Genomic DNA, 23259 nt, shown 5'->3' with positions numbered 1-23259 from the left:
ACGGAAAAGCCCCTCTGTGTTCAAGCCACCCAAGGTATCGCACAAGCTCCATTGGCATTATTAACCTCGATTGAGTACCATGCCTTGCGCAGCCTCAAAGGAGGCCAAATTGAGTAATGACACATTATAAAAACTTTTGTCAGAGTCTTACATCAATAAACCAATACTTGATGGCTAAGGCAACACACTAAAAGTCATGGGATACAATAATGTTAAAGTTTTTCTATAAAGATATTGAAGTGCTTCTTCGCACCTTTGCGCTGATCACTGCTGTAATGATTGCCTGGGCTTTTCTACCTGGTCTATTAGAAGTCCATACAAGCAGAGATATTTATGATGCCGTGATGAGCATGGCATGGGTTGGAAACATATTTATTGGCTTTGTTATTTTTCTTGGCATATTTCCCCTTGGGCGAACCTTTTTAAAGCAGCGTGCGCTCTCAACAACCAAGGCAGATAACAATGACATTAAAGCAGGCATCAACCACAGCATAGTGCATCCCTGCAAAGATGACATGGATATGTTGCTGGTTAAACTGGGCAGCCTATATTCTATTTCGGATGTCGGCAATGGGAGTAAATCGGGTAAAAACTATATCAACGGCATCGAAGAATGCGACACTCATAATTCAGAGATGATCGAGTCGAAGAAAATCACCTTGAGTGTCAGTTATGACATAGATAACAAAAAAAACCTTGATGAAACATTAATTGAATTCCTTGACCCAAGAAATTTTGCTCGTGAAGACGCAACACTCTACGCCTCACAACTTGCCCATCTGTCAGTGCTGGCCAAGCGCTGTGGCATAGAACTATTAGCCTCTCAAAAATCGGTTAATATCTCAGCTGCATTTAATCTACAGCGCGCAGCCATGTTGATGAGAAGTGGCATTGCTTGCGGTTTCTTAACGATGCAAGAATGGGATGAACTGAAGAAAACCTTATATTCTCAAGTACATGAGCAATTTTCTTCGCTGGATGAGCTGATCAACAACTATCTGTTGGCAGTATACCTTTTCTATACATCTGAATATTCCATTCTAGGCCCATCGCGAGTTATGGGGCGGTTATATGGCATTGCCGAACTTAAACGCTGTAACTACTTCGAGTGGAATATTGCAGAAATGAACCACCCTTCACTGTAGATCTTGTAAGAAAACGGCTATATCGCCTGACACCGGCCTCAATCCGGTGTCTTTTTTTTCAATAAGCTGTGACCGGCCTTGAAGACTATGCGGCCCAATGACATTGGGATTCACGCCGTTTTGCTCGGTCGAGCTTCTTGCCTACGACTGACCCCTTGATGCGGCTGCGCCGCATAGGGGTTTCGCCCGCCCTGCGGGCTGTGGCGAGTGACTCTTGCTTGCTGGCCAAAGAGAAGTCACCCATCGAGCGGCCAACCCCACAGATCCGCCTCCTTCGTCGAGTCCCTTCTACTCGCAGCGGCTATCCAACACTGCCCCCATTTAATGCCCTTGTCGCTGCTTGAAAGCATTCGCGAGCCAACGTTACACCTGTCTCATTGAGCCCATCGCCTTCCCCATGCACGAGCACGACAGCACCCCGTTAATAATGTTTTTCACATCATGGCGTTGGCGCTACTCTCTTGAGTCTTTGCTCTAAGGTATGAAGGGATCATGCCGTTAGTCGCGACTCACACTCTTCGATAATGGTAAGGACACCATGAAGTTACCTCCTCTTTTCGCCATCCTCGCCATGCTTTCCGGCTGCGGCACGCCCATCCCCCATGACCCGCCGCAAGTGACGCCAGCCCAAGAGGCACCAAGCTGCCCTATGGAGAAAAAACTCTGTGAGTGGGGCAACAACACAATGCGCCTATGGCAATCCAACCTATGGGTAAAAAAGGGGTATTTTGGCCACTCGGTCAGGCTTAGCATCACCCTGGACCCGCTTGGCCGGGTGAGCCAACGAAAGATCACCTGGTCTTCCGGTAACAAGGGGCTGGAGGAGGCAGCGCTCGCTGCTATCGATAAATCACCCGTCATAGACGTGTCGTCACTCACTCCCGCAGAGTTCGATATGGTCAAAAAGATAGAACTGAACGTCACCCCGTGATGAATACCGCTTTATGTTTGAATTGGTAAGGACACCATGAAGTTACTTCCTCTTTTCGCCAGCCTATTAATCCTTTCCGGCTGCGGCACGCCCATCAACCATCAGACCGGGAATGACGATTGCGCCGCTCGCCAGCTCGCGTCATCAAAGGGCGATCATCTCTCCCAATGGTCGGCAACCTTGGTCCCCCTGTTGGAACGCTATCTGCTGCTTGAAGAGTCCTATATCGGTCATGCGGTCAAGGTCAGCATGAACATAGATAGCAAGGGACAGGCTCATCCCCGCATCATCTGGTCTTCTGGTAATAAGGCGTTGGAAGAGGCGGCGCTCAAGGCCATCACGCGGGCCCCTATTCTCGATACCTCCAGCCTCAACGGTCAGGAGTTGGCCATAATTGAGAGTATGACGCTGACGATTAACCCCATGGGCGGCTACGAGAGCGCCATCCCCGATTAGGGGGACCTGGATCCATCCTATCCCTGCGGGATGGCGCCCGTGCAGGGCTTCGCCGTTCGGGCAATAACGAATAACCAAACGGCGAAGGGAGCCTCTGCGGCTCCCTTCGATTGCACATACGGTGCAAACCATCCCGGTGTGACCTCACTCGAGCGGCGGCACCGCCCCCGAGGCCCGCAGCGAGTCGAGCGTCTCGTTGAACTCCTTGATGAAGGCGTCCATATAAGGGTAGCCATCCCGCACCGAGGTAAAGCCGATATAGCCCTGCTCCTGCCCAATCGAAGCCACCTCGACCACGTCACTGGCATCGAGCTTTAGCCGAGCCACTTCGGATGAGATGGCGCGCCGATCGTTGGGATAGCAGTCGATGCGTCCGCCCATCAGCTTCTGCAAGTTTTGCTCGGTGGTTTTCGCCTCATCCAGCGTGATCTTTCCTTCCTTGACCATGGCAAAGAAGCGGTCGCCCGGGGTTTGAAAGCCGGTGTTATTGCCAAATTTAAGCCCGCTGAATCCCTCTGGCCATGCCGCGCCCTGATACTTGGACGCCACCTCCTTGCGGCAGACCACGACGACGGTCTCAACCAGCAGAGGAACGGAGTAGTGCATCCAGGGGCGCAACGCCTCCCGCTTGTAGGGAGGGTAGAGGCCCATGATCTGCCCCTGCTCCACCTCGGTGAGCGCCCGCTGCCACGGCGCCACTCTCAACTCGATGGAAAAATTGGGCATTGCTGCCGATACCTTCGATAGCAACTCGCTATAGAGGCCCACCGGCTTGCCGGAGGGATCTTTATAGCTGTAGGGCGGGTAGTCATCATCCCCCACCAGGAGCACTTGCTGCTTGGCTACTGCGGCCCAAGACAACAACACCATGACCCCTGCCAATAACACCTTGCTTCTCATGCCAACACTCCTTGCTCTCACGTTCATAACGCACCCTGTGCGACACAGATAGGTATAGGAAAGTCCGGGGGGCCACGCGAACACAGGCTACATAGCAGGAGCTCGGCCAAGCTCCTTGCCTATGGCAAGCCCTTTGATGCGGCTGCGCCGCATAGGGGTTTCGCCCGCCCTGCGGGCTGTGGCGAGTGACTTCTTGCTGGCCCAAGAAGTCACCAAGAAGGCCTTCCCCCGCCAATCCGACCGCTGCGCGGTTGCCCTCGACTCGGTCGCCAGGTCGGACGGACCGCCGCACACGGCATATCCCTATGCCGCCTGCGGCTGCGCCATCATCCTTGATGCCGCTCCTGACCTTGCGCCCTCCCCTCGGCGGATTGAAGGGGGAGCCAATACCCTGCCCCTTCGCAAGCTCGGCTGATGTATGAGGTGTACATCCCTGTCTCGCGAGCAGGCCTGATGGCTTCACCTCGGCGAATCAGAGGGGAAGCCAATACCGTGCCCGCCCGTGCTTGCGGTGAGTATCTGCTACCGCCCTTCTGAACGCTTCATGGCACCCAACGTGGTGGGCGTATTAGAACACCCACTCAATCCCAATTAATTTGTTGAACTTGCTCAGGAAATCATCTTCTCCCTCTTCCTTCTTCTGTGTCGCTCGCTAACATAGCCGTTTGGCAACCGTCTCGTCGGAGTCACCCATGAGCCAGGCCAAGGTAAGATCGCAGGTTAACAGCAGCAGACTGGGGGCTGAAATTCAGGGGCGGTAGCCTTGCCGGAGGGCATTGATAAGCGAGTGAAACAACCACTCAACATGGTGACACATGGTGACTGTCCTAATTTCAGTGACTCTAATTTCACCATTTTTTATACCGCGGTAATGGTGGCGCAAAAAGAAGACTTCAAGCGAATACGCTCAGGTACCAAAGGTGAGCGGATAATGTTATGATTTAATGATGATTTTCACTTGGCGGCAATGAAGATCTTACGGAGTTATATGGAATGCTCTGCTAACGGATTAGTACCGCCTTCCATCTAATCACTGTTAGATTGTAAGACACACAGAGAACGATAGATGTCATCAAAAAGCGAAAGAAAAACAGAAAACCTTGTCCGTGACAAATTGCGTGAATTTGGATATTACAAGCCTGAAAACGGCATCACTGTGGAAGAGCAGAAATCCGAGATTGCCAAGGTCAAAGCATTGCTTTCCAAGGCAAGCAAGAACGCCAGAGGCAACACCGGATATCCTGAATTCATCATTTCAAATCTTAAGGATACGGCGTTTTTGATTGTATTCGAGTGCAAGCCGGATGTGAGGAAACACGAGAGCCCGGCGCGCGACAAGGCTGTTGAATATGCAGTGGATGGTGTTTTGCACTACGCCAAGCATCTTGCCAAACACTACACTGTGTTAGCTGTTGCAGTGAGCGGGGCTACGGCAAGTGCCATGAAGGTCTCCAATTTCCTCGTTCCTGCTGGCAGCAAAGAAGCCAAGGAGCTTGTTAACGAAAGTGGAGTTCGGGTTACTGATATCATATCCTACGACGACTACTACCGACTGGCGTCTTTCGATCCCGATGTCGCCAAGAAGCGTCACTCTGACCTGTTAGCCTTCTCCAAGGAACTCCATGAGTTAATTTGGACGAAGGCCAAAATTTCTGAAGAAGACAAACCTCTTCTGGTCAGTGGCACGCTGATTGCTCTGATGAACGCGCCGTTCATGAAGACCTTTGGCGCACTACCTGCCGAAGACGTACAGGAAGCCTGGCTAGGCGCAATTAAGAAGGAACTGGACAAGGCCGACATTCCACAGGCCAAGAAGGACACCATGCTGCAACCGTATTCCACGATTGCAGTTCACCCCAACCTTGGCAAGCCGGACAGCAAGACCGCTAAAGAGTATCCGGATGGTGTGTTCAAGGAAATCATCAACCGCATCTGCGATAACGTCTGGCCCTACATTAACGTCTATCACGACTTCGATGTGGTGGGGCAGTTCTACGGCGAGTTCCTGAAATATACTGCGGGCGACAAAAAAGCTCTCGGCATCGTTCTGACCCCTCGGCATGTTGCCGAACTTTTCTCGCTGATTACAAATGTCGGCCCAGAATCCAAGGTTCTCGACATCTGCGCAGGAACGGGTGGTTTCCTTATCTCCGCCATGCAGCATATGCTCAAGAAGGCGGTCACAGAGGAAGAGCGGGCTGACATCAAGAAGAATCGTCTGATTGGAATCGAGAACAACCCCAAAATGTTCGCGCTGGCCGCCAGCAACATGATTCTACGAGGCGATGGTAAGGCAAACCTGCATCAGGCCAGTTGCTTTGATGACGCCGTAATCAATTCCATCAAGCAGCTGAAGCCAAATATCGGGATGCTCAATCCTCCTTACGCTCAGTCAAAAAGTGATGCGGAGCTGCACGAGCTGTACTTTGTGAAGCAGATGCTGGACTGCCTTGAGCCCGGTGCAATGGGCGTTGCGATTGTTCCTATGTCATGTGCAATTTCGCCTAACCCGGTGCGTGAAGAATTGATGAAGCGCCACACTCTGGACGCTGTGATGTCGATGCCGCAGGAGTTGTTTTACCCTGTCGGCACGGTTACTTGCATCATGGTGTGGATTGCAGGCAAACCACATGCGAAGTCTGACCGTAAGACTTGGTTTGGTTACTGGCGCGATGACGGCTTTGTGAAAACGAAACACAAAGGGCGCATCGACCAGAATGACGTGTGGCCTGCTATCCGTGACCGTTGGGTGGAGATGTACCGAAACAGGGAGGTTCACGCTGGTGAGAGTGCCACCTTCAAAGTAACCGCCAACGATGAATGGTGTGCGGAAGCGTACATTGAAACGGACTATTCCTCGCTAACCAAGGAAAGCTTCGAGGCTGATCTGAAGAAATTCATGCTATTCAACCTGATGCTAGACATTCAGGGCGGCGCTTCCGAGGAGGCTGCTGATGAAGCTTAAAGACTTGTTTGATATCCGAAATGGCGTCGTAAGTTCTGGATTGTCTATCTCGCCAACCCCGGCTGAAAATCATGTGCCGTATTTGCGTCCCGCAAGTACACAGCAGCGGACAATTGCCGGATGGGTTTCGGAGTCAGAAGTTGGTAGCAAAAACATTTACCCCGAAAACACATTATTTGTCTCGACAAACGGGGAGGGTAGTCATAGCTACTCCTACGTATCTCGGTTCAAGTTTGCTTGCAATAGCGATGTTTCCGCCTTGTTGCCAAAACGCGAAATGACGTTCAACGAGAAAGTCTATTACGCTCGTTGCATTACGATGAACAGATATAAGTTCTCTTACGGCCGAAAACCCAAAGGGGACCGTCTAAAGCAGATTGAACTACCGGAAAATATTCCTAGCTGGGTACATTCCGCCGAAGCCACCGATTTATGGGCTGAGCTTGCACGTATGAAGACGTTAAGTGCTGATTCTTATGAGACTGCGCAACACAGCGAAAAAAGTGCGCTTGTTCGAGTGCAAGACCTTTTTGAAGTCAGATATGGGCATTCACTTGAGCTAAACCGTCTTCAGCTGCTCTCCAAGGCCGAAGGCGGTATTCCTTTTGTGTCTCGCGTTATGGGGAATAACGGCGTTTCTGCGTATGTCGCGCCCATTGATGGCCTGCCTCCGATTCTTGGCGGCGTGCTCAGCTGTGCACTAGGAGGAAATGGCGTTTTATCAACATTTCTGCAAGAAGTTCCCTTCTATTCCGGGCGTGACTCAGCTTACTTAGTACCAAAATTTGAAATGACGACTGAAGAGCTCTTGTATTACTGCTCTTGCATCTGGCAGAACAGATTCCGATTCAGTTATGGGCGGCAGGCCAATCGCACCCTAAAGGGCTTACTCATTCCCACAAAGGAGTCGATCCCTAGTTGGGTTCATGGCAGTTTGAGCCGTGTTTCAGATAAAGTTATGCAATCTAACCGGCGTTGTTGATCAAATCCGTCGTTGGATAGTCGTTCCCCATCCCGTTGTACAGATCTAGTTATCACCTGACACCGGCCTCAAACCGGTGTCTTGTTTACGCTACTTTAGAGTGCACTTCCTTCGGTATCAATTTCAGTCCCTTTTTGAACATGCTGTAGGGGGTCTGACCCTCCATCATCCTGCCCTGATGTGGTCGCTGGTTGTTGTAGTGCTCCAGATAGCTATCCAGGTCTGTCTGCATCTGCTCCACCGACTCATACCAGGTTGTCCTCCCTTTGATACGGAAGTGTTCATCCAACAAGGTTCGATGCAGCCGTTCGATAAAGCCGTTGCTCTGTGGCCTGCGTACCTTGGTGGTCCGGTGCTCAATCCCCTCCAGTTGCAGGAACAGCTCGTAGGGATGATGGTCAGGGCGCCCGCAGAACTCGCGCCCATTGTCCGACAAGATGGTATAGACCCGTGCCTCATGGGCTTCGAAGAACGGCAGCACCGTTTCGTTGAGTACATGGACCGACGTCACCGGCAGCTTGCTGGTGTAGAGCCGTCCCCAGGCGTGGCGGCTGTAGCAGTCCAGCACGGTTTGCAGATACACCTTGCCCACCCCCTTGAGTGCACCGACGAAGAAGGTGTCGACCGCCACCAGTTCCCCGGTGTAGTGGACCTCTATCTGGCGTTCGCGGAACTCGGGACTGAAGCGCTCTAACAGGCGAATTTGCTCGTCATTGAGCTCAATGGTCTGCTCCCTATGGGTTTTCTCGAGGCGCAACAAGCGGTCATGTTTGGAGAGCAAATCGTGACGTTGCCACACGCCACGCACGCCACCCGCACTGACGTTGATGCCTTGCAGAGCGAGTTCTTGCGCGACCCGCAACGGTCCATGGGTAGGTTGGGTCAGTGAGTAATCGAGGATGGCCTGCTCAATCTCGGGAGCGACCCGGTTGGGATGAGCCCCTTTACAGCCGGGCAGTTTGTCGAGCAAGCCCTCGGCGCCATAGGTCTGGTAGTTGCGCCGGATTTCGTAGAACTGCTGGCGGCTGTATCCGATGAGCTTGCAGGCTTTGCTGACGTTATTGAGCTCTTTGGCGAGCTCTAGCAGGCTGAGTTTGCGACGTGCTACTTTCTCGTTGGTGGTCATACGGTGACTCCAGATAACACGGTAGGGGTACCGTTTTGTTATCCGGTTTGAAGCCGTATGACCACTCCCTTTTGTGGGCAACTGTCAGGTGAATACCATCTCCATACAAGCGGGCGTTAGGTTTCTTCGCGGGAAACATGGCCTGAAATTGGGACACCCACCATTTTGAGCGCCGCGTAGCGGCCAACCGACTCGCTAAAGCCTCTTGGTCACTGTCGGGCACGGTATTGCCGCCCCCTGCAAGACGCCGAGGTGAGTTGAGCGGGTCAGTAGCGCCGTCAGGGAGGACGACGCAGCCGCAGGCGGCACATGAACGTGCCGTGTGCGGCGGTACGACCGACCCGATCAATGAGCCGAGGGAATCCGCGTAGCGGACGACTTGCCGGGGGTGGCCTTTCTTTTGGTGACTTTTCTTTGGCCACGCAAAGAAAAGTCACTCGCCACAGCCCGAAGGGCGGGCGAAACCCTATGCGGCATAGGCAAGGAACTTGGCCGAGCGCCCCCGAAAGGGCAGGGCGAAACCCCGTCGAGGGCAGCGCCCTCGCGTCCCCTGCGGCAACGCCGCATCATGAGGCGTCGTAGGCCAGGCGCTCGACCGAGCTCCTCACAGAGAGTAGGGCTACCTTGAGCAGGCGATAGCCATTGTCTACAATGGCGCCCTTTATCGAGAGCAGGTGATTACCATGAGCGACACCCAAACCAAACCGGCCCTGCCGGATCGTCTGGCGGCCAATCCGCGCAGCCCCCACTATGTGGCCGAGTGCTTCGAGCACGAGATCGGCATTCGCCTCAACGGCAAGGAGCACAGCACGGTCGAGGAGTACTGCATCAGCGAAGGCTGGGTGAAGATCCCCTCCCCCAAGGCCAAGGATCGCTATGGCAACCCCATGCTGATCACCCTCAAGGGCACCGTCGAAGCCTACTACCGCTAAGGCGCTCGCCCCCCGCGATGACAAGAGACCGGCCCTGCGCCGGTCTCTTGCTTTTGGGCGCACACAAGAACAAGCCCCCGGACGGGGGCTTGGTGACGGAGGGCAGGCCTCACTATCTCGCTCGCACGCCCGAACGGGCGCCTACTCGATAGGGATGCGCTGGCCGCTCTGGGGGTTACTCTGCTTGGGCAGGCTCAGGGTGAGCAGGCCGTTATCAAAGCGGGCGTTGACGCCGTCGAGTGTGACATCCATCGGCAATTCGAAGCTGCGGGCAATGCTGCCGTAGTAGCGTTCGCTGCGTAGCGGGCGCTCGTCCTGCTCCTGGCTGTCGTGCTGGCGCACCTCGGCGCGAATGGTGACGACGCGCCCCTGAATGTCGAGGTGGATATCCTCCTTGCGCACGCCGGGCAGTTCGGCCAGGACGGTGTAGAGCGAGTCGGACTCCTTGACGTCCAGCTTCACCTGAGCCGGCAGCGGGTCCCCGTGCAGGGGCTTGACGGTAAACCCGGAGGCCAGGTCCCGAAAGAGATCGTCAAACAGGCTGGCACGGGACGGTAACAGGCTCATGGTACTCCTCCTTGTGTATGGACTCCCTTCTTGAGTCTAAAAAGCCTTGCCGAGGCCGCAAGGAGATCTGCCGCTTCCCTGACCTGGATCAAGGGTCGGGGCGTGAGCCCACTCCCACTGCTGGCCCTCACCCACCGCCCGGCGTGGCAGTCGCCCCCGGGATCAGGCTAAGATGACGACCGTTTCCCCCCTTCAAGGAGTCCGATTAATGAAACTCTTGCTGCTGGTTGCCGCCATCGGCCTGGCCTTCTACTTCTTCACCAGCCAGCAGGCTCGCAAGCAGGCGGCCGAGCATATCCGCCAGGGCGAGGCCTTTCTGGCCGAGAACAAGGGCAAGGAGGGGGTTCAGAGCACCGCCTCCGGGCTGCAATACCTGATCCTGAACGAGGGGAGCGGTGCCGAGCGCCCCGGCCCCACCAGCCGGGTCAAGGTGCACTACGAGGGGAGCCTGCTCGACGGCACCGTCTTTGACAGCTCCTACGCCCGCGGCGAGCCCATCACATTTGGTCTCAACCAGGTGATCGCCGGCTGGACCGAGGGGCTGCAGCTGATGCACCCCGGTGAGAAGATGCGTCTATTCATCCCCTCCCACCTGGGTTATGGCAACCGCTCCGCCGGCAAGATCCCGCCCGGTGCCACCCTGATCTTCGACGTGGAGCTGCTCGCCATCGAGTGAGTCCGACCGCCCAAGCTCAACTAACTGATTGATTAATAGCGTTTTGAATTCGTTTTCATGATCCCCTTCACATCCCGTCGAAGGGGGTCATGAGGCTGGTCACAAAACCGCCGTCCCTCCCTTGTTGCCCCCTCGCCCGTCACGCCACTCTCTCCTTGCCCTCAGGGCGCACACGGAGAAAAAAATAATGAAACACACAGCGGGCCTTCTGGTGGCAGCCTCCTTGCTGACCACCCCCTTGGCGCAGGCGGATGTCATCCTCCACGCCTTCAACTGGAAATACGCCGACATCACGGCGCAGGCCGACGCCATCAAGGCGGCAGGCTACAAGATGGTGTTGGTCTCACCCCCCCTCAAGTCTTCGGGCAACGAGTGGTGGGCGCGTTATCAACCCCAGGATCTGCGCCTCATCGACAACCCCCTCGGCAACAAGCAGGCGATCGAGCAGCTGATCGCCGCCATGTCGGCGCGCGGCATCGCCGTCTACGCCGACGTGGTGCTCAACCACATGGCTAACGAGACCTGGAAGCGGCAGGATCTCAACTACCCGGGCCAGGAGCTGCTCGGCCAATACGCCGCCAACCCCGCCTATTTCGAGCGCCAGAAGCTGTTTGGCGATCTCGGTCAGAACTTCCTCTCGGGCGGAGACTTCCACCCCGAGGGGTGCATCAGCAACTGGAGCGATCCGGGCAACGTGCAGTTCTGGCGCCTGTGCGGCGGCGCCGGCGATCGGGGCCTGCCGGATCTCGACCCCAACAACTGGGTGGTGAGCCAGCAGCAGGCCTACCTCAAGGCTCTCAAGCAGATGGGGTTCAAGGGCTTTCGCATCGATGCGGTCAAGCACATGGACGCCTACCAGATAGGTGCCATCTTCACCGGCGAGATCACCTCGGGGATGCACGTGTTTGGCGAGGTGATCACCACGGGCGGCGCCGGCTCCGGCGACTACGAGACCTTCCTGCGCCCCTATCTCGACTCGACCCAGCACGGGGCCTATGACTTCCCCCTGTTTGCCTCGATCCGCTCGGCCTTCTCCTATGGCGGCAGCATGAACCAGCTCGCCGATCCGGGGGCCTATGGCCAGGCCCTGCCGGGCAGCCGCGCCGTCACCTTCGCCATCACCCACGACATCCCCACCAACGATGGCTTCCGCTACCAGATCCTGAACCCGCAGGACGAGAAGCTGGCCTACGCCTACCTGCTCGGCCGCGACGGTGGCACCCCCATGGTCTATTCCGACCACGGCGAGACCCAGGACAAGGACGGGCTGCGCTGGCAGGACTACTGGAAGCGCAGCGACCTCAAGGGCATGATCCGCTTCCACAACGCGGTGCAGGGGCAACCCCAGCAGCTGGTCGGCAGCGGCGACTGCTTCGTGCTGCTCAAGCGCGGCAAGACGGGGCTGGTCGGCATCAACAAGTGCGACAGCGAGCAGGAGTACTGGCTCGACACCGGCAAGTTCGAGATGAACTGGTATCGCAACTACCGGGACGTGCTGGACGCCAACGCCGTGATCCAGGTCCAGAGCCAGTGGGTACGCCTCGCCATTCCGCCCCGCTCGGCGCGGATGTGGCTGCAGGAGTAACCTGACAGATCCGGCAGGCCACCCCATCCCGGGGTGGCCTGCCGCTCTTTTGAGGCTATGGTGAGGTGTCGCCTGGCACCTGGTGCCTGTTGTGGCGATCCGGTTAACCCTCAAGGAGAGCACCATGCCCGGATCCCTCGTATTACTGCTCGGCGCCCCACTCGCCGTGACCGACCTGCACACCCCCCTGCCCAGCCACCACTTCACCGCCGCCGAACAGGTGGCCGCCCTGGCTGATGTCACAGCGCCGGACGAGCAGCTGTTCGTCTACGGTGAGGCGGCCCTGGCCTTCGATCTCGAGGGCTACCTGAGCCGCGAGGCGCCGCACCTGCTGCCGCGGCTCGAGACGATCCGTCACTGGGCCGGCGCCACCAGCATCAACCCCCAGCTGCTGCTGGCCCTGATGGAGCAGCGCAGCCAGCTGCTGAGCCGCCCCAGGGTGCGCGCCTTCGAGCAGCCCTTCGGCATGGCGGTCGGCGAGCGCGGCTTTACCCCCCAGCTCGCCGCCATGGCGCGCACCCTCTCGGAGCGCTTCTATCAGGCGCGGGAGCTGGCCGAGCGCCGGCCCAAGGGGGTGACCCGCTCAATCGCCCCCACCGCCCTGGCCCTGCAGACCCTGCCGGGCAGCGGCCACCCGCCCCTGGCCGAGGTGTACGAGCAGCTGTTCGGGCGCGGCAGCTTCTATAGTGCGGCGACCCCCAAGGCGACCCCGGCGCCCCTGCTCGCCGGCCTGTTCCAGATGCCCTGGCGTCAGGGCTACAGCTGGAAGGTGAACGGCGCCCACGCCCACTCGGGCTCGGGCTTTCCGCTCTCCTCCATCGACGCCTCCTATGACTGGCCGGGCTGGGGCAGCCCCACCTACACGGTGGCGGCGGCCAACAGCGGCACCGTCACCGTCTTCTCCCGCTGCCAGGTGCGGGTGACCCACTCCAGCGGCTGGGCCACCAACTACTACCACATGGCCGACATAGCGGTGCGCAGCGGCGACTACGTGGAGGCCAACACTCGCCTCGGTACCTACGCCAGCGACCGCAACCAGGCCCTCTGCGAGGGGGGCAGTTCGACCGGCCCGCACCTGCACTTCTCCCTGCTCTACAACGGGGTGTTCCGCTCCTTGCAGGGGACTACGCTGGGGGGCTACAAGGTCAACGTCGGCAGCTACAGCTATGACAATCACTGCAGCCGCTTCTGGCTCGACGAGCTGGGGTCGGGTCAGCGCCGCTGCGCCTGGCAGCCGCTCAACAACCACGGTCTCTAGGGAGCAACGAAAAGACCCGCCGCGGCGGGTCTTGGTTTTTTAGGCGGCGGCGCCGGCCACCACCTGGCTCAGCTCACGGGAGAGGTGCTCGAGTCCGGCGGTGAGCTGGGCCAGCTCGGCCTCCCGCTCGCGCATCTGCCCCGAGGTGGAGGCGGTCTCGCGGGCCACCTCGGCCACCTGCACCCCGGCGGCGGCCACCTGGGCCAGGCTGGCGTCCTGACGCGCCATCAGGGATTCGAGCTGCCCCACGTCCTTGGCCACAGTGCCGATCCGCTCCAGGATCTGGCCTATGATGGCCCCCGACTCCCCGATCACCCCCTGACCCTCGCTCACCGCCTGATGGCTGCGTCCGAGCAGGGCGCGGATCTCATTGGCCGCCTGCTGGCTGCGGGCCGAGAGCTCGCGCACCTCCTGGGCCACCACCGCGAAGCCGCGTCCGTGATCCCCGGCCCGGGCCGCCTCGATGGCGGCGTTGAGGGCCAGCAAGTTAGTCTGATCGGCGATCCCCGTGATGATGCCGGTCATGGCGGCGATCTCGTCGTGACTGGTCAGGATGCGGCTCATCGCCTGCTCGCTGCGGTGCAGGGCACCGGCCCCCTGCTCGGCCAGGGTGCTGGCCTGGCGGGTGCGCGCGGCCACCTCGCCCACGAAGCGGTTGGCCGCGCCGAGATCCGCGCCCATGCGCTCGAGCTGGCTGCGGATCTCGTCGCTCACATCCACCTGCTGCTCGGCCCCCTGATGCAGACAGATAACCGACTCGGCCAGAGAACGGCTGGTGTGGCCCAGGGCCGCCGCCGAGCTCACCAACCGGCCGGCCCCCTCCTCGGCGCGGCTCACCACGGCGCCCAGCTGCTCCTGCCCCCGGGTGGCGAGGTTGGCGACCCGTTCGCTCTCGCTGAGCGCCTGGCTAGCCTCGGTCAGGGCCCTGTCTCGCTGGCGCACCGTGAAGTATTGGGCGCAGGCGCACAATAGCAGGGGCAGGAGGGCGCCGGACCAGATCTCCACCGCCAGCTCCCGCTCGGGCAAGGCGAGGTGCGGCACCGGATAACCGCTGCGATTGAGGGCCACCATCAGGGCCGTGCTCCCCAGCAGCAGGGCGCTCCAGCTCACGGCGCCGAGGCGCCCCAGCAACAAGAAGCTCACCTGGATGAGCAGCGGGATCCAGTAGAGCTGGGAGGAGTGAGGCACGCCACCCGATTGCCAGATGATATTGAGGGCGTGCTGCACCATGGCCCCCATGGCGAGGCCGCCGGCCAGCCGCTCACCGAGCCCGAGGCGACCGCACAGGCCCGAGGCCAGGGCGCCCCCCATCAGCAGCAGGGAGGTGAAGGCCAGCTCGTCGTGGCCGTGATGACTCCACTTGATGAGGCTGTAGAGGCCAACCAGAAAGGCGATAAAACCGAAAAAGAGGCGCGTCTCCTGCTGGCGCTGGGCGGCCCTGTCCAAACGGGCCGACGTCGCAAACAGGCGCAGCCATCCCGTCCATGGGTTGAACATGTCTCTCTCCTGAGTGTTGGGTGTGGGATCCACCGCCTCGGGCGATGGAGAGTGCTCTGACCAGTCGATGTTACATAAAGGTTATGCAAAGAAAAAGGGCGCCTTTCGGCGCCCGCTGGCTAGACGGTGTCCCGATACCAGCGCCAGTCCTGCTCCCCCACCTCGGCGAGAAAGCGGCGCTGCTCCGCCTCCTTGATGGCGAGCCACACCCCCATGAAGTCGGCGCCAAACACCCTCTCGAGCCAGGGGCTGGTGCGCGCCGTCGCCAGCGCCTCCTGCCAGCTGGGCACGGGGGCGCCCCCCATCGCATAGCCGTTGCCCACCACGGGCGCACCCGGATCGCTCTGCGCCTCTATGCCGCGCAGCAGGCCGGCCAGCACACAGGCCGCCGCCAGATAGGGGTTGGCGTCGGCGCCGCAGAGGCGGTGCTCCAGGTGCCGGCTCTCGGGCGGCCCGCCCGGGATGCGCAGGGAGACGGTGCGATTGTTGACCCCCCAGGTGGGGGCCAGCGGCGCATAGCTGTGGGCCTGGAAGCGCCGGTAGGAGTTGGCGTGCGGGCAGAAGAACAGCAGCGACTCGGGCAGGCTCTCGAGCAGGCCGCCGATCCCGGCGCGCAGCAGGGGAGTACCGTGAGGGTCCTCGGCGGCGAAGCGGTTGTTGCCCTCGGCATCCGCCAGGCTCACGTGCAGGTGCATGCCGCTGCCCGCCAGATGGCCAAACGGCTTGGCCATGAAGCAGGCCTGCATGCCATAGGTCTCGGCCAACCCCTTCACCAGCCGCTTGTAGCGCACCCCCTGATCGAGGGCGAGCAGTGCCGGGCCGTGCTCCAGGGTGATCTCCACCTGACCGGGGGCATACTCGGAGATGGCGGTGCGCGCCGGCAACCCCTGAAGCCGGCAGGCGGCGTAGAGATCGGCCAGAAACGGCTCGAGCAGGGCCAGCTCGCGCACCCCGTAGACCTGGGGTTCGCGCGGGCGCCGCCCGTCCCCGAGGCGAGCCGGCTGGGGGCGGCCGAAGGGGTCATCCTCACGATCCAGCAGGTAGAACTCCAGCTCCACCGCCATCACGGGGTTGAGGTCGCGCGCTGCCAGGGTGTCGATGACCCGGATCAGGGCGTGGCGCGGATCGGCCAGCGCCGCCGGCAGCCCGGCCACCGGATCCAGGGTGAGTTGCAGCGCCCCGGTCGGCACCCGCCGCCACGGCAGCAGGGTGAGCGACCCCGCCACCGGGCGGGCCAGGCAGTCCATGTCCGCCACGTCCCACACCAGGCCCGTCTCGTCCACGTCCTCCCCGTTGACCGTGAGGGCCAGTATGCTCGAGGGGAGCGGCCGACCGTGACGATAGAGGGGCAGCAGCTCCTCCCGGCGCAGCAGCTTGCCGCGGCCGATCCCGGCCAGATCGATGAGGTAGATCTCGAACGCCTCCACCTCGGGATGGGCGGCGAGGAAGGCCTCGGCCTCCTCCAGGGTTCCTCTGTCACGCATCGAGTCCATCTCCGGCCAACAAGGCGGCGATGGCCTCGTCCAAGGTGGTAAGCAGTTGGTCCACCTGCTCGCTGCGGGTCTCGGGGCAGCAGAGCATCATGTTGTGGAACGGGGTGATGAGAATGCCCCGGTTGATGAGGTAGAGGTGCAGCGCCCGCTGCAAGGGATCGTCGAAGGCGGCCTCCGCCTCGGCCCCCGTGCGCGGCGGCGCCGGGCAGAACTGGAACTCGCAGCGGGCACCCAGCTCGGTCACCGACCAGGGCAGGGCGTGGCGCTCGATTAGGCGGCGCAGCCCCTCGGCCAGGCGACGCGCCTCGTGCAACATGTGGGCATAGGCGGCCTGGGTCATGACCCGGGTCAGGTTGGCGCGCAGGGCATGCATCACCATGGCGTTGGCAGACAAGGTGGTGCCCATGCCGCTGTGGCCGTGCCCGCTCGCCGCCCTGTCCTGCGCCGCCGCCATCCCGCTGGCCACCTCTTGGGTGAAGCCGAACACGGCGCAGGGGAGGCCGCCGGCGATCGCCTTGCCCAGGGTGAGCAGGTCTGGCTCCAGACTCCAGGCTCGGGTGCAGCCCCCCGGATGCGTCGAGAGGGTATGGGTCTCGTCGATGATGAGCAGGGTGCCGTGGCGCCGGGTGAGCTCGCGCAGGGTGTGGTGAAAACCGGGGTCCGGCAGCACCATGCCGATGTTGGTCATGGCCGGCTCGCACAAGACGGCAGCCACGTCCCCCGGTGCCAGGGCGGCCTCGAGGGCCGCCGGATCGTTGAAGGGGACCACGCGGCTGGCGAGGGCAGGATCCGACCCCATGCCGATGAGACCGGAACGCGCGACTGTCTTACCTTCCCGCAACCGCACCATAGTCTCCTCCACGGTGCCGTGGTAGCAGCCGTCAAATACCAGCACCACGGAGCGCCCGGTGATGGCGCGCGCCCAGCGCAGGGCGTAGCGGTTGGCGTCGGTGGCGGTGGCCGCCACCTGCCAGAGGGGCAGGCCGAAGCGCTCGGCCAGCAGCTCGCCGCAGACCACAGCGTCCTCCCCCGGCAGCATAGTCGTGAGCCCCAGGTAAGCCTGACGGGCTATCGCCTCGGCCACCGGCAGCGGGGAGTGGCCGAACATGCTGCCGGTGTCGCCGAGGCAAAAGTCCACGTAGTCGTGGTCGTCCACGTCGGTAAACCGCGCCCCCTGGGCCTGACTGACGAAGAGCGGCACCGGGGTGGACCAATCGCTCATCCAGTGCATGGGGACGCCGCCGAACAGGCTGTGCCGAGCCCGGCCGGCCAGGGCGACCGAGTTGGGATTGGCGGCGAGAAAACGGGCCTCTTCACGGGCCATCAGGCGGGCCACGGCGGTGGGAGAGATGGGGGTCATGCTCACTCCTTGGGTCATGAGGGTCCCATTGAGTGTGATTTTCTCCCCGCGGCGCCGTCAATTGCACCGCTCGAGATTTGTTCAACCCACAGCCCACTTCACAAAAATCGGGACACGCCGTTACCCCCGTCGCATTTCGGGGGAGCAATTGACCCCCAAGCCGCTGTTTTATGGAATGATTCCACCATTACTACCGCTAAGTGGAGTCAACATGTCCCGCTCGCTCTCGCTGTGGCTGCCCCTGCTGCTCTTTTTCTTCCTGATGGCGATCCCGACGCACTGGATCCCCCTGCCCGGACTCACCCTCATCGAGCAACGGGTGATCGCCCTGTTCGTGTTGGCGGCCCTGTGCTGGATCCTCGAGCCCATCCCCATCTATGCCACCTCGCTGCTCATCATAGTGCTCGAGCTGCTCTTGCTCTCGGACAAGGGGATCTGGCTCTTCACCGCCGGCAAGGGGAGCGAGGGCTTTGGCAACCTGCTTCCCTACACGGACGTGATGGCGACCTTCGCCTCACCGGTCATCATGCTGTTTCTCGGCGGTTTCTTCCTCGCCATCGCCGCCACCAAGTATCGCCTCGACATCAACCTGGCGCGGGTGCTGCTGCGCCCGTTTGGCGCCAACCCCAAGGTGGTGATGCTGGGGCTGATGCTGATCACCGCCATCTTCTCCATGTTTATGAGCAACACGGCCACCACCGCCATGATGCTCTCCATCCTGGGCCCGGTGCTGGCCCTCTTCCCCGACCAGGATCCGGCCAAGACCGGCATGGTGCTGGCCATTCCGGTGGCCGCCAACCTGGGGGGCATGGGCACCCCCATCGGCACCCCACCCAACGCGGTAGCCCTCAAGTACCTGACCGGCGAACACGCCATCAGCTTCGGCCAGTGGATGGGCTTCGCCGTTCCCTTCGTGGTGCTCATGCTCCTGCTCGCCTGGTTCCTGTTGACTCGCCTCTTCCCCAGCCGTCTGCAACGCGTCGAGCTCAAGCTGGAGGGGCGCTTCTTGCAGGGGGTGAAACCCTGGATTGTCTATATCACCTTCATCGTCACCATACTGCTCTGGCTGCTCGGCGGCATGCACGGCATGAACTCCTATGTGGTGGCCATGATCCCGGTGGCGGTGTTCGTCTGTACCGGCATCATCACCAAGGAAGACCTGCACAAGATCTCCCTCGACGTGCTCTGGCTGGTCTCGGGCGGTATCGCCCTCGGCCTGGCACTCGAGGAGAGTGGTCTGGCCGAGCGACTCATCACCCATATCCCGTTCCACGAGTACTCGACCCTGGCGGTGCTGGTGGGGGCCTGCCTGCTGGCCCTGGTGATGGCCAACTTCATGTCCAACACGGCGACCGCCAACCTGCTGCTGCCGCTGGTGGCGGCGCTCGCCGCCGGCATGCCCGAGCTGGCCGAGTGGGGCGGCGCCCATACCCTGATCCTGGCGGTGACCCTGTCGGTGTCGCTCGGCATGTCCCTGCCCATCAGTACCCCGCCCAACGCCCTGGCCCACGCCACCGGCCTGGTGCAGAGCCAACAGATGGCCGTCATCGGTGTGGTGATGGGGGTGGTCGGCACCCTGCTGGCCATGGTCTGGATCTATCAGATCGCCGCCCTGGGCTGGATCTAGCCAAGGGGCGGTGGACTGGATTTCACCGCCCTTCTGCCCGATGCTGTAGAGGGTCACACGATGAAAGGAGTCATCGTCTTGATTACTCGCCTGCTTCCCCTGTTTTGGTGCTCCCTGGCCCTGGCCGGGAGCCCGCAACCGGCCGAGGTGACCTTTATCACCACGGCCGACTCGATCACGGCCCAGGCCCCCGAGCCCGGCGCCAAGGAGCTGATCCAGGTCTACAAATATGAGCAGCCCAACGGGGTGGTGAGCTATTCGGATCAGAGCCCGTTACAGGGCAAGTACGAGGTGCTGGTGTTTGAGCACTGCTTCGCCTGCGACCCCGCCTCCCCTATCGACTGGCATCACACCGGTCTCTATGTGCAGGACTTTGCCGCCACCATACAGGCCGCCGCGCGCGCCTATCGGGTCGAGCCGGCCCTGATCCGCGCCCTGATCCACGCCGAGTCGGCCTTCAATCCCATGGCGGTGTCGCGCAAGGGGGCCATGGGGCTGACCCAACTGATGCCGGGCACGGCGCGCGATCTTGGGGTGGGGGATGCCTTCCTCGCCGAGCAGAACATCTTCGGTGGGGTCAAATACCTGGCCGGATTGCTGCGTCAGTACAATGGCGACGTGCGCCTGGCCACCGCCGCCTACAACGCGGGGCCGGGCGCCGTCGACCGGCACAAGGGGGTGCCCCCCTACGCCGAGACCCGTGCCTACGTCGAGCGCATCGCCCTGCTCTACCAGCGCTATCGGGATGCGCTCGGCAGCCGCAACCGGCTATAGCCCCAGATACACACGCAAAGAAAAAAGAGCCTTACGGCTCTTTTTTCTGCGTCATCCCAGGGTCAGCGAAAACGTCCGCCGACCGCGCCGCTGACCCGGCCGGCCATGCGGATCAGGCTCTGGCGGGTATGCAGGTGGCACAGGGCGATGGCCAGCGCGTCGGCGGCGTCCGCCTGGGGAGTGCCCGGCAGCTTGAGCAGGTGCTTGACCATGTGCTGCACCTGGCTCTTGTCGGCGCCCCCCGTGCCCACCACCGCCTGCTTGATCTGGGTCGGCGAATACTCGCTCACCGGCAGGCCGGCGTTGACCGCCGCCACGATGGCGCTGCCGCGGGCCTGGCCGAGCTTGAGGGCCGAGTCGGCGTTGCGGGCCATGAAGACCCGCTCGATGGCAAACTCGGCCGGCGCGAACTGGGTGATGATCTCGCTCACCCCGTCGTAGACCTGCTTGAGACGGCTCGGCAGTTCACCCAGATCGGTGCGGATACAGCCCGACCCCAGGTACTCCGCCTTGCCGCCCACCACCCGGATCACTCCGTACCCCGTGATCCGCGACCCCGGATCGATTCCCAAAATAACGCTCATCGACTCACATAGATTGAACTGCAATGGGCGCCACCATAGCAGAGTTGGCGCGCCTTGGCGCGCTCAGCCTTGCCCGAGCCAGTCGCGCAGCACGCTATTCCGGTCTCCATCCAGCGCCGGCGAGGCGCGAGCGTAGCGCACCGGGGTGGCCGACAGATGCAGCGGGTTGGCCAGGGTGGGCAAGGATTGCTCGCCGCGCTGCACCTGCTGCACCCAGCCGCGCACCGCCCCCTGCTCGAGGGCGAACAGGGCATCCAGGGTGAGGATGGGACCGCCCGGCACCCCGGCCGCCTCCAGCATGGCACTCCACTCGGCGCTGCTGCGTGCCAGCAGCCGCTCGGCAATCAGGGCGTTGAGCCGGTGGCGCTGGCGCACCCGGGCGGCGTTGGTGGCAAAGTCAGGGTCCTGCGCCCACCCGGGTTCCCCCAGCAGGGCCGCCAGGGCAGCAAACTGGCCGTCGTTGCCCACCGCCAGGATGAGGTGGCCATCCCGGGTGGGATAGACGTCGTAGGGGACGATATTGGGGTGGCCGTTGCCAAGGCGCCCGGGCGCCTGACCGGTGGCGAGATAATTCATCGCCTGGTTGGCCAGCACCGCCACCGACACGTCGAGCAGGGCGAGATCTATCTGCTGCCCCTCCCCGGTTCGCTCCCGATGGCGCAGGGCCGCCTGGATACCGATGGTGGCGTAGAGGCCGGTGAGGATGTCGACGAGCGCCACCCCCACCTTGACCGGCCCGCCGCCGGGCACCCCGTCGGGTTGACCCGTGATGCTCATCAATCCGCCCAGCCCCTGAATAAGCAGATCGTAACCGGGTCGCTGGGCCCAGGGCCCGTCCTGACCAAAGCCGGTGATGGAGCAGTAGATGAGCGCCGGCCGGCGGGCCTTGAGGCTAGGGTAATCGAGGCCAAAGCGCGCCAGCCCACCCACCTTGAAGTTCTCGATCACCACGTCGGCACGGTCCACCAATGCCAGCAGGGTGTCTCTGTCGCGCGCCAGATCCAGGGCGATGGAGCGCTTGCCCCGGTTGGCGGCATGAAAGTAGGCCGCCTCCCCCGCCACCAGCTCGGGCGGGCCCCAATGGCGGGTGTCGTCACCGCGCCCGGGGGCCTCCACCTTGACCACGTCGGCGCCGAGATCGGCAAGCAGCTGGCTGGCCCAGGGGCCGGCCAGCACGCGGCTGAGATCCAGCACGCGCACACCGGCAAGGGGCCCCATCACTCGAACGCCTGCAGGCCGGTCTGGGCCCGCCCGAGGATCAGGGCGTGGATGTCGTGGGTCCCCTCGTAGGTGTTGACCGCCTCCAGGTTCATCAGGTGGCGAATGACGTGAAACTCGTCGCTGATGCCGTTGCCGCCGTGCATGTCGCGGGCGACGCGGGCTATCTCCAGCGCCTTGCCGCAGCTGTTGCGCTTGATGAGGGACACCAGCTCCACCGGGCAGCGCCCCTCGTCCATCAGGCGCCCGGCGCGCAGGCAACCTTGCAGGCCGAGGGCAATCTCGGTCTGCATGTTAGCCAGCTTGAGCTGAAACAGCTGGGTGGCGGCGAGCGGGCGGCCGAATTGCTGACGATCCAGCCCGTACTGGCGAGCGGCGTGCCAGCAGAACTCGGCGGCGCCAAGCGCACCCCAGGCGATGCCGTAGCGCGCCTTGTTGAGGCAGCCGAACGGCCCCTTGAGGCCGCTCACCCCGGCCAGCCGGTTGGCCTCGGGCACGAAAACCCGCTCCATCACGATCTCGCCGGTGATGGAGGCGCGCAGGGAGAACTTGCCCTCGATCTTGGGGGCCGAGAGCCCCGCCATCCCCTGCTCCAGCACGAAGCCGGTGATCTCGCCATCGAGCTTGGCCCACACCACGAACAGATCGGCGATGGGGGAGTTGGTGATCCACATCTTGTTGCCGGTGAGCAGATAACCGCCGTCGACCCGCTCGGCGCGACTCTTCATAGAGCCCGGATCCGAGCCTGCGTCCGGCTCGGTGAGGCCGAAGCAGCCCACCAGCTCACCCCGGGCCAGCCCCGGCAGCCAGCGCTGGCGCTGGGCCTCGTCGCCATAGGCGTGGATCGGGTGCATCACCAAGGAGGATTGCACGCTCATGGCCGAGCGGTAGCCACTGTCGACCCGCTCCACCTCCCGGGCGATAAGGCCGTAGGCCACGTGATTGACCCCGGCGCAGCCGTACTGCTCCGGCAGGGTGGCGCCGAGCAGCCCCAGCTCCCCCAGCTCGTTCATGATGGTGCGGTCAAACTGCTCGCGCCGGTTCGCCTCCAGCACCCGCGGCATCAGGCGGGCCTGGCAGTAGTCGCGGGCGGCGTCGCGGATGAGCCGCTCCTCGTCGCTCAGCTGGTCATCCAGAAAGAAGGGGTCTTGCCAGTCGAAGGGGGTACGGGCCATGGAGCGCT

The 23259-nt window shown here is 61.6% G+C and carries 20 protein-coding genes; 11 read left to right on the top strand and 9 right to left on the bottom strand.

Features of this window, described 5'->3' with window-relative positions; translation table 11 throughout:
* Nucleotides 1–209: 209 nt before the first annotated feature.
* From BN1121_RS01480 to BN1121_RS01470, 3 genes are all read left to right on the top strand, one after another.
* Nucleotides 210–1145, top strand: coding sequence for a DUF1266 domain-containing protein (locus BN1121_RS01480; protein WP_043597012.1), 936 nt, complete (start codon nucleotides 210–212; stop codon nucleotides 1143–1145).
* Nucleotides 1146–1683: 538 nt separating this feature from the next.
* The gene (tolA, locus tag BN1121_RS01475; protein WP_005346148.1) at nucleotides 1684–2076 is read left to right on the top strand and encodes a cell envelope integrity protein TolA; all 393 of its coding nucleotides are present in this window, start codon (nucleotides 1684–1686) and stop codon (nucleotides 2074–2076) included.
* Between the two features lie 36 nt (nucleotides 2077–2112).
* The gene (locus BN1121_RS01470) at nucleotides 2113–2532 is read left to right on the top strand and encodes an energy transducer TonB (protein ID WP_005346150.1); all 420 of its coding nucleotides are present in this window, start codon (nucleotides 2113–2115) and stop codon (nucleotides 2530–2532) included.
* A gap of 144 nt (nucleotides 2533–2676) precedes the next feature.
* On the opposite strand, the gene BN1121_RS01465 is transcribed toward BN1121_RS01470, so the two are convergent.
* Nucleotides 2677–3432, bottom strand: coding sequence for a substrate-binding periplasmic protein (locus tag BN1121_RS01465; protein WP_005346153.1), 756 nt, complete (start codon nucleotides 3430–3432; stop codon nucleotides 2677–2679).
* Between the two features lie 1066 nt (nucleotides 3433–4498).
* Between BN1121_RS01465 and BN1121_RS01455 the strand changes: the two genes are divergently transcribed.
* Nucleotides 4499–6397: an HsdM family class I SAM-dependent methyltransferase gene (locus BN1121_RS01455; protein WP_005346157.1), complete on the top strand. Its 1899-nt coding sequence runs from the start codon at nucleotides 4499–4501 to the stop codon at nucleotides 6395–6397.
* On the top strand, nucleotides 6387–7379 hold the full coding sequence (locus BN1121_RS19095; RefSeq protein WP_005346159.1) for a restriction endonuclease subunit S: 993 nt from the start codon (nucleotides 6387–6389) through the stop codon (nucleotides 7377–7379). Before BN1121_RS01455 ends, BN1121_RS19095 begins: the two co-directional genes overlap by 11 nt.
* 85 nt (nucleotides 7380–7464) lie before the next feature.
* Here the strand turns inward: BN1121_RS19095 and BN1121_RS01450 are convergent, their stop codons facing one another.
* Nucleotides 7465–8505 (bottom strand): IS481-like element ISAs19 family transposase, encoded by a 1041-nt coding sequence (locus BN1121_RS01450; protein WP_005346161.1) that lies wholly within the window; start codon nucleotides 8503–8505, stop codon nucleotides 7465–7467.
* Between the two features lie 683 nt (nucleotides 8506–9188).
* Between BN1121_RS01450 and BN1121_RS01445 the strand changes: the two genes are divergently transcribed.
* Nucleotides 9189–9437 (top strand): DUF3297 family protein, encoded by a 249-nt coding sequence (locus BN1121_RS01445; protein WP_005346163.1) that lies wholly within the window; start codon nucleotides 9189–9191, stop codon nucleotides 9435–9437.
* A 141-nt stretch (nucleotides 9438–9578) separates the two neighbouring features.
* On the opposite strand, the gene BN1121_RS01440 is transcribed toward BN1121_RS01445, so the two are convergent.
* A complete protein-coding gene (locus tag BN1121_RS01440; RefSeq protein ID WP_005346165.1) occupies nucleotides 9579–10004 on the bottom strand; it encodes an Hsp20/alpha crystallin family protein in 426 nt (141 codons plus the stop codon).
* Nucleotides 10005–10212: 208 nt separating this feature from the next.
* On the opposite strand from BN1121_RS01440, the gene bamJ reads away from it, so the two are divergent.
* The 3 genes from bamJ to BN1121_RS01425 all read left to right on the top strand — a co-directional run bounded on the left by bamJ (nucleotide 10213) and on the right by BN1121_RS01425 (nucleotide 13523).
* Nucleotides 10213–10680, top strand: coding sequence for a BamJ family beta-barrel-assembly machinery protein (gene bamJ, locus BN1121_RS01435; protein WP_005346168.1), 468 nt, complete (start codon nucleotides 10213–10215; stop codon nucleotides 10678–10680).
* Nucleotides 10681–10867: 187 nt separating this feature from the next.
* Nucleotides 10868–12265, top strand: a complete 1398-nt coding sequence (locus tag BN1121_RS01430; RefSeq protein WP_005346169.1) for an alpha-amylase family protein — start codon at nucleotides 10868–10870, stop codon at nucleotides 12263–12265.
* A gap of 124 nt (nucleotides 12266–12389) precedes the next feature.
* Entirely contained in the window at nucleotides 12390–13523 is a 1134-nt protein-coding gene (locus tag BN1121_RS01425) for a M23 family metallopeptidase (RefSeq protein ID WP_005346172.1), read from the top strand.
* 39 nt (nucleotides 13524–13562) lie between these two features.
* Here BN1121_RS01425 and BN1121_RS01420 read toward each other — a convergent pair whose 3' ends face one another.
* The 3 genes from BN1121_RS01420 to BN1121_RS01410 form a co-directional block, all read right to left on the bottom strand.
* Nucleotides 13563–15020: a methyl-accepting chemotaxis protein gene (locus BN1121_RS01420; protein ID WP_005346174.1), complete on the bottom strand. Its 1458-nt coding sequence runs from the start codon at nucleotides 15018–15020 to the stop codon at nucleotides 13563–13565.
* Nucleotides 15021–15139: 119 nt separating this feature from the next.
* A complete protein-coding gene (locus tag BN1121_RS01415) occupies nucleotides 15140–16504 on the bottom strand; it encodes a glutamine synthetase family protein (protein ID WP_005346176.1) in 1365 nt (454 codons plus the stop codon).
* Nucleotides 16497–17873, bottom strand: coding sequence for an aspartate aminotransferase family protein (locus tag BN1121_RS01410; protein WP_005346185.1), 1377 nt, complete (start codon nucleotides 17871–17873; stop codon nucleotides 16497–16499). Before BN1121_RS01410 ends, BN1121_RS01415 begins: the two co-directional genes overlap by 8 nt.
* Before the next feature lie 211 nt (nucleotides 17874–18084).
* Here BN1121_RS01410 and BN1121_RS01405 point away from each other — a divergent pair, with 211 nt between their 5' ends.
* Both BN1121_RS01405 and BN1121_RS01400 read left to right on the top strand, forming a co-directional pair.
* Nucleotides 18085–19500 carry an SLC13 family permease gene (locus BN1121_RS01405; protein WP_005346187.1) on the top strand — a complete coding sequence of 472 codons (1416 nt, stop codon included), beginning with the start codon at nucleotides 18085–18087 and terminating at the stop codon, nucleotides 19498–19500.
* A gap of 78 nt (nucleotides 19501–19578) precedes the next feature.
* Nucleotides 19579–20274 carry a lytic transglycosylase domain-containing protein gene (locus tag BN1121_RS01400; RefSeq protein WP_005346189.1) on the top strand — a complete coding sequence of 232 codons (696 nt, stop codon included), beginning with the start codon at nucleotides 19579–19581 and terminating at the stop codon, nucleotides 20272–20274.
* Between the two features lie 62 nt (nucleotides 20275–20336).
* Here the strand turns inward: BN1121_RS01400 and ruvC are convergent, their stop codons facing one another.
* The 3 genes from ruvC to BN1121_RS01385 all read right to left on the bottom strand — a co-directional run bounded on the left by ruvC (nucleotide 20337) and on the right by BN1121_RS01385 (nucleotide 23251).
* Complete coding sequence (gene ruvC, locus BN1121_RS01395; RefSeq protein WP_043156983.1) at nucleotides 20337–20858, bottom strand: crossover junction endodeoxyribonuclease RuvC; 522 nt, start codon at nucleotides 20856–20858, stop codon at nucleotides 20337–20339.
* A gap of 63 nt (nucleotides 20859–20921) precedes the next feature.
* The gene (locus tag BN1121_RS01390; protein ID WP_005346193.1) at nucleotides 20922–22076 is read right to left on the bottom strand and encodes a CaiB/BaiF CoA transferase family protein; all 1155 of its coding nucleotides are present in this window, start codon (nucleotides 22074–22076) and stop codon (nucleotides 20922–20924) included.
* Nucleotides 22076–23251, bottom strand: coding sequence for an acyl-CoA dehydrogenase (locus BN1121_RS01385; protein WP_005346195.1), 1176 nt, complete (start codon nucleotides 23249–23251; stop codon nucleotides 22076–22078). Before BN1121_RS01385 ends, BN1121_RS01390 begins: the two co-directional genes overlap by 1 nt.
* Nucleotides 23252–23259: the final 8 nt, after the last annotated feature.

This window comes from Aeromonas diversa CDC 2478-85 (assembly GCF_000819805.1).
GTDB classification, from domain to species: domain Bacteria; phylum Pseudomonadota; class Gammaproteobacteria; order Enterobacterales; family Aeromonadaceae; genus Aeromonas; species Aeromonas diversa.
Note: the sequence above shows the minus strand (reverse complement) of the source record. Positions and strands in the feature narration are given on the sequence as shown.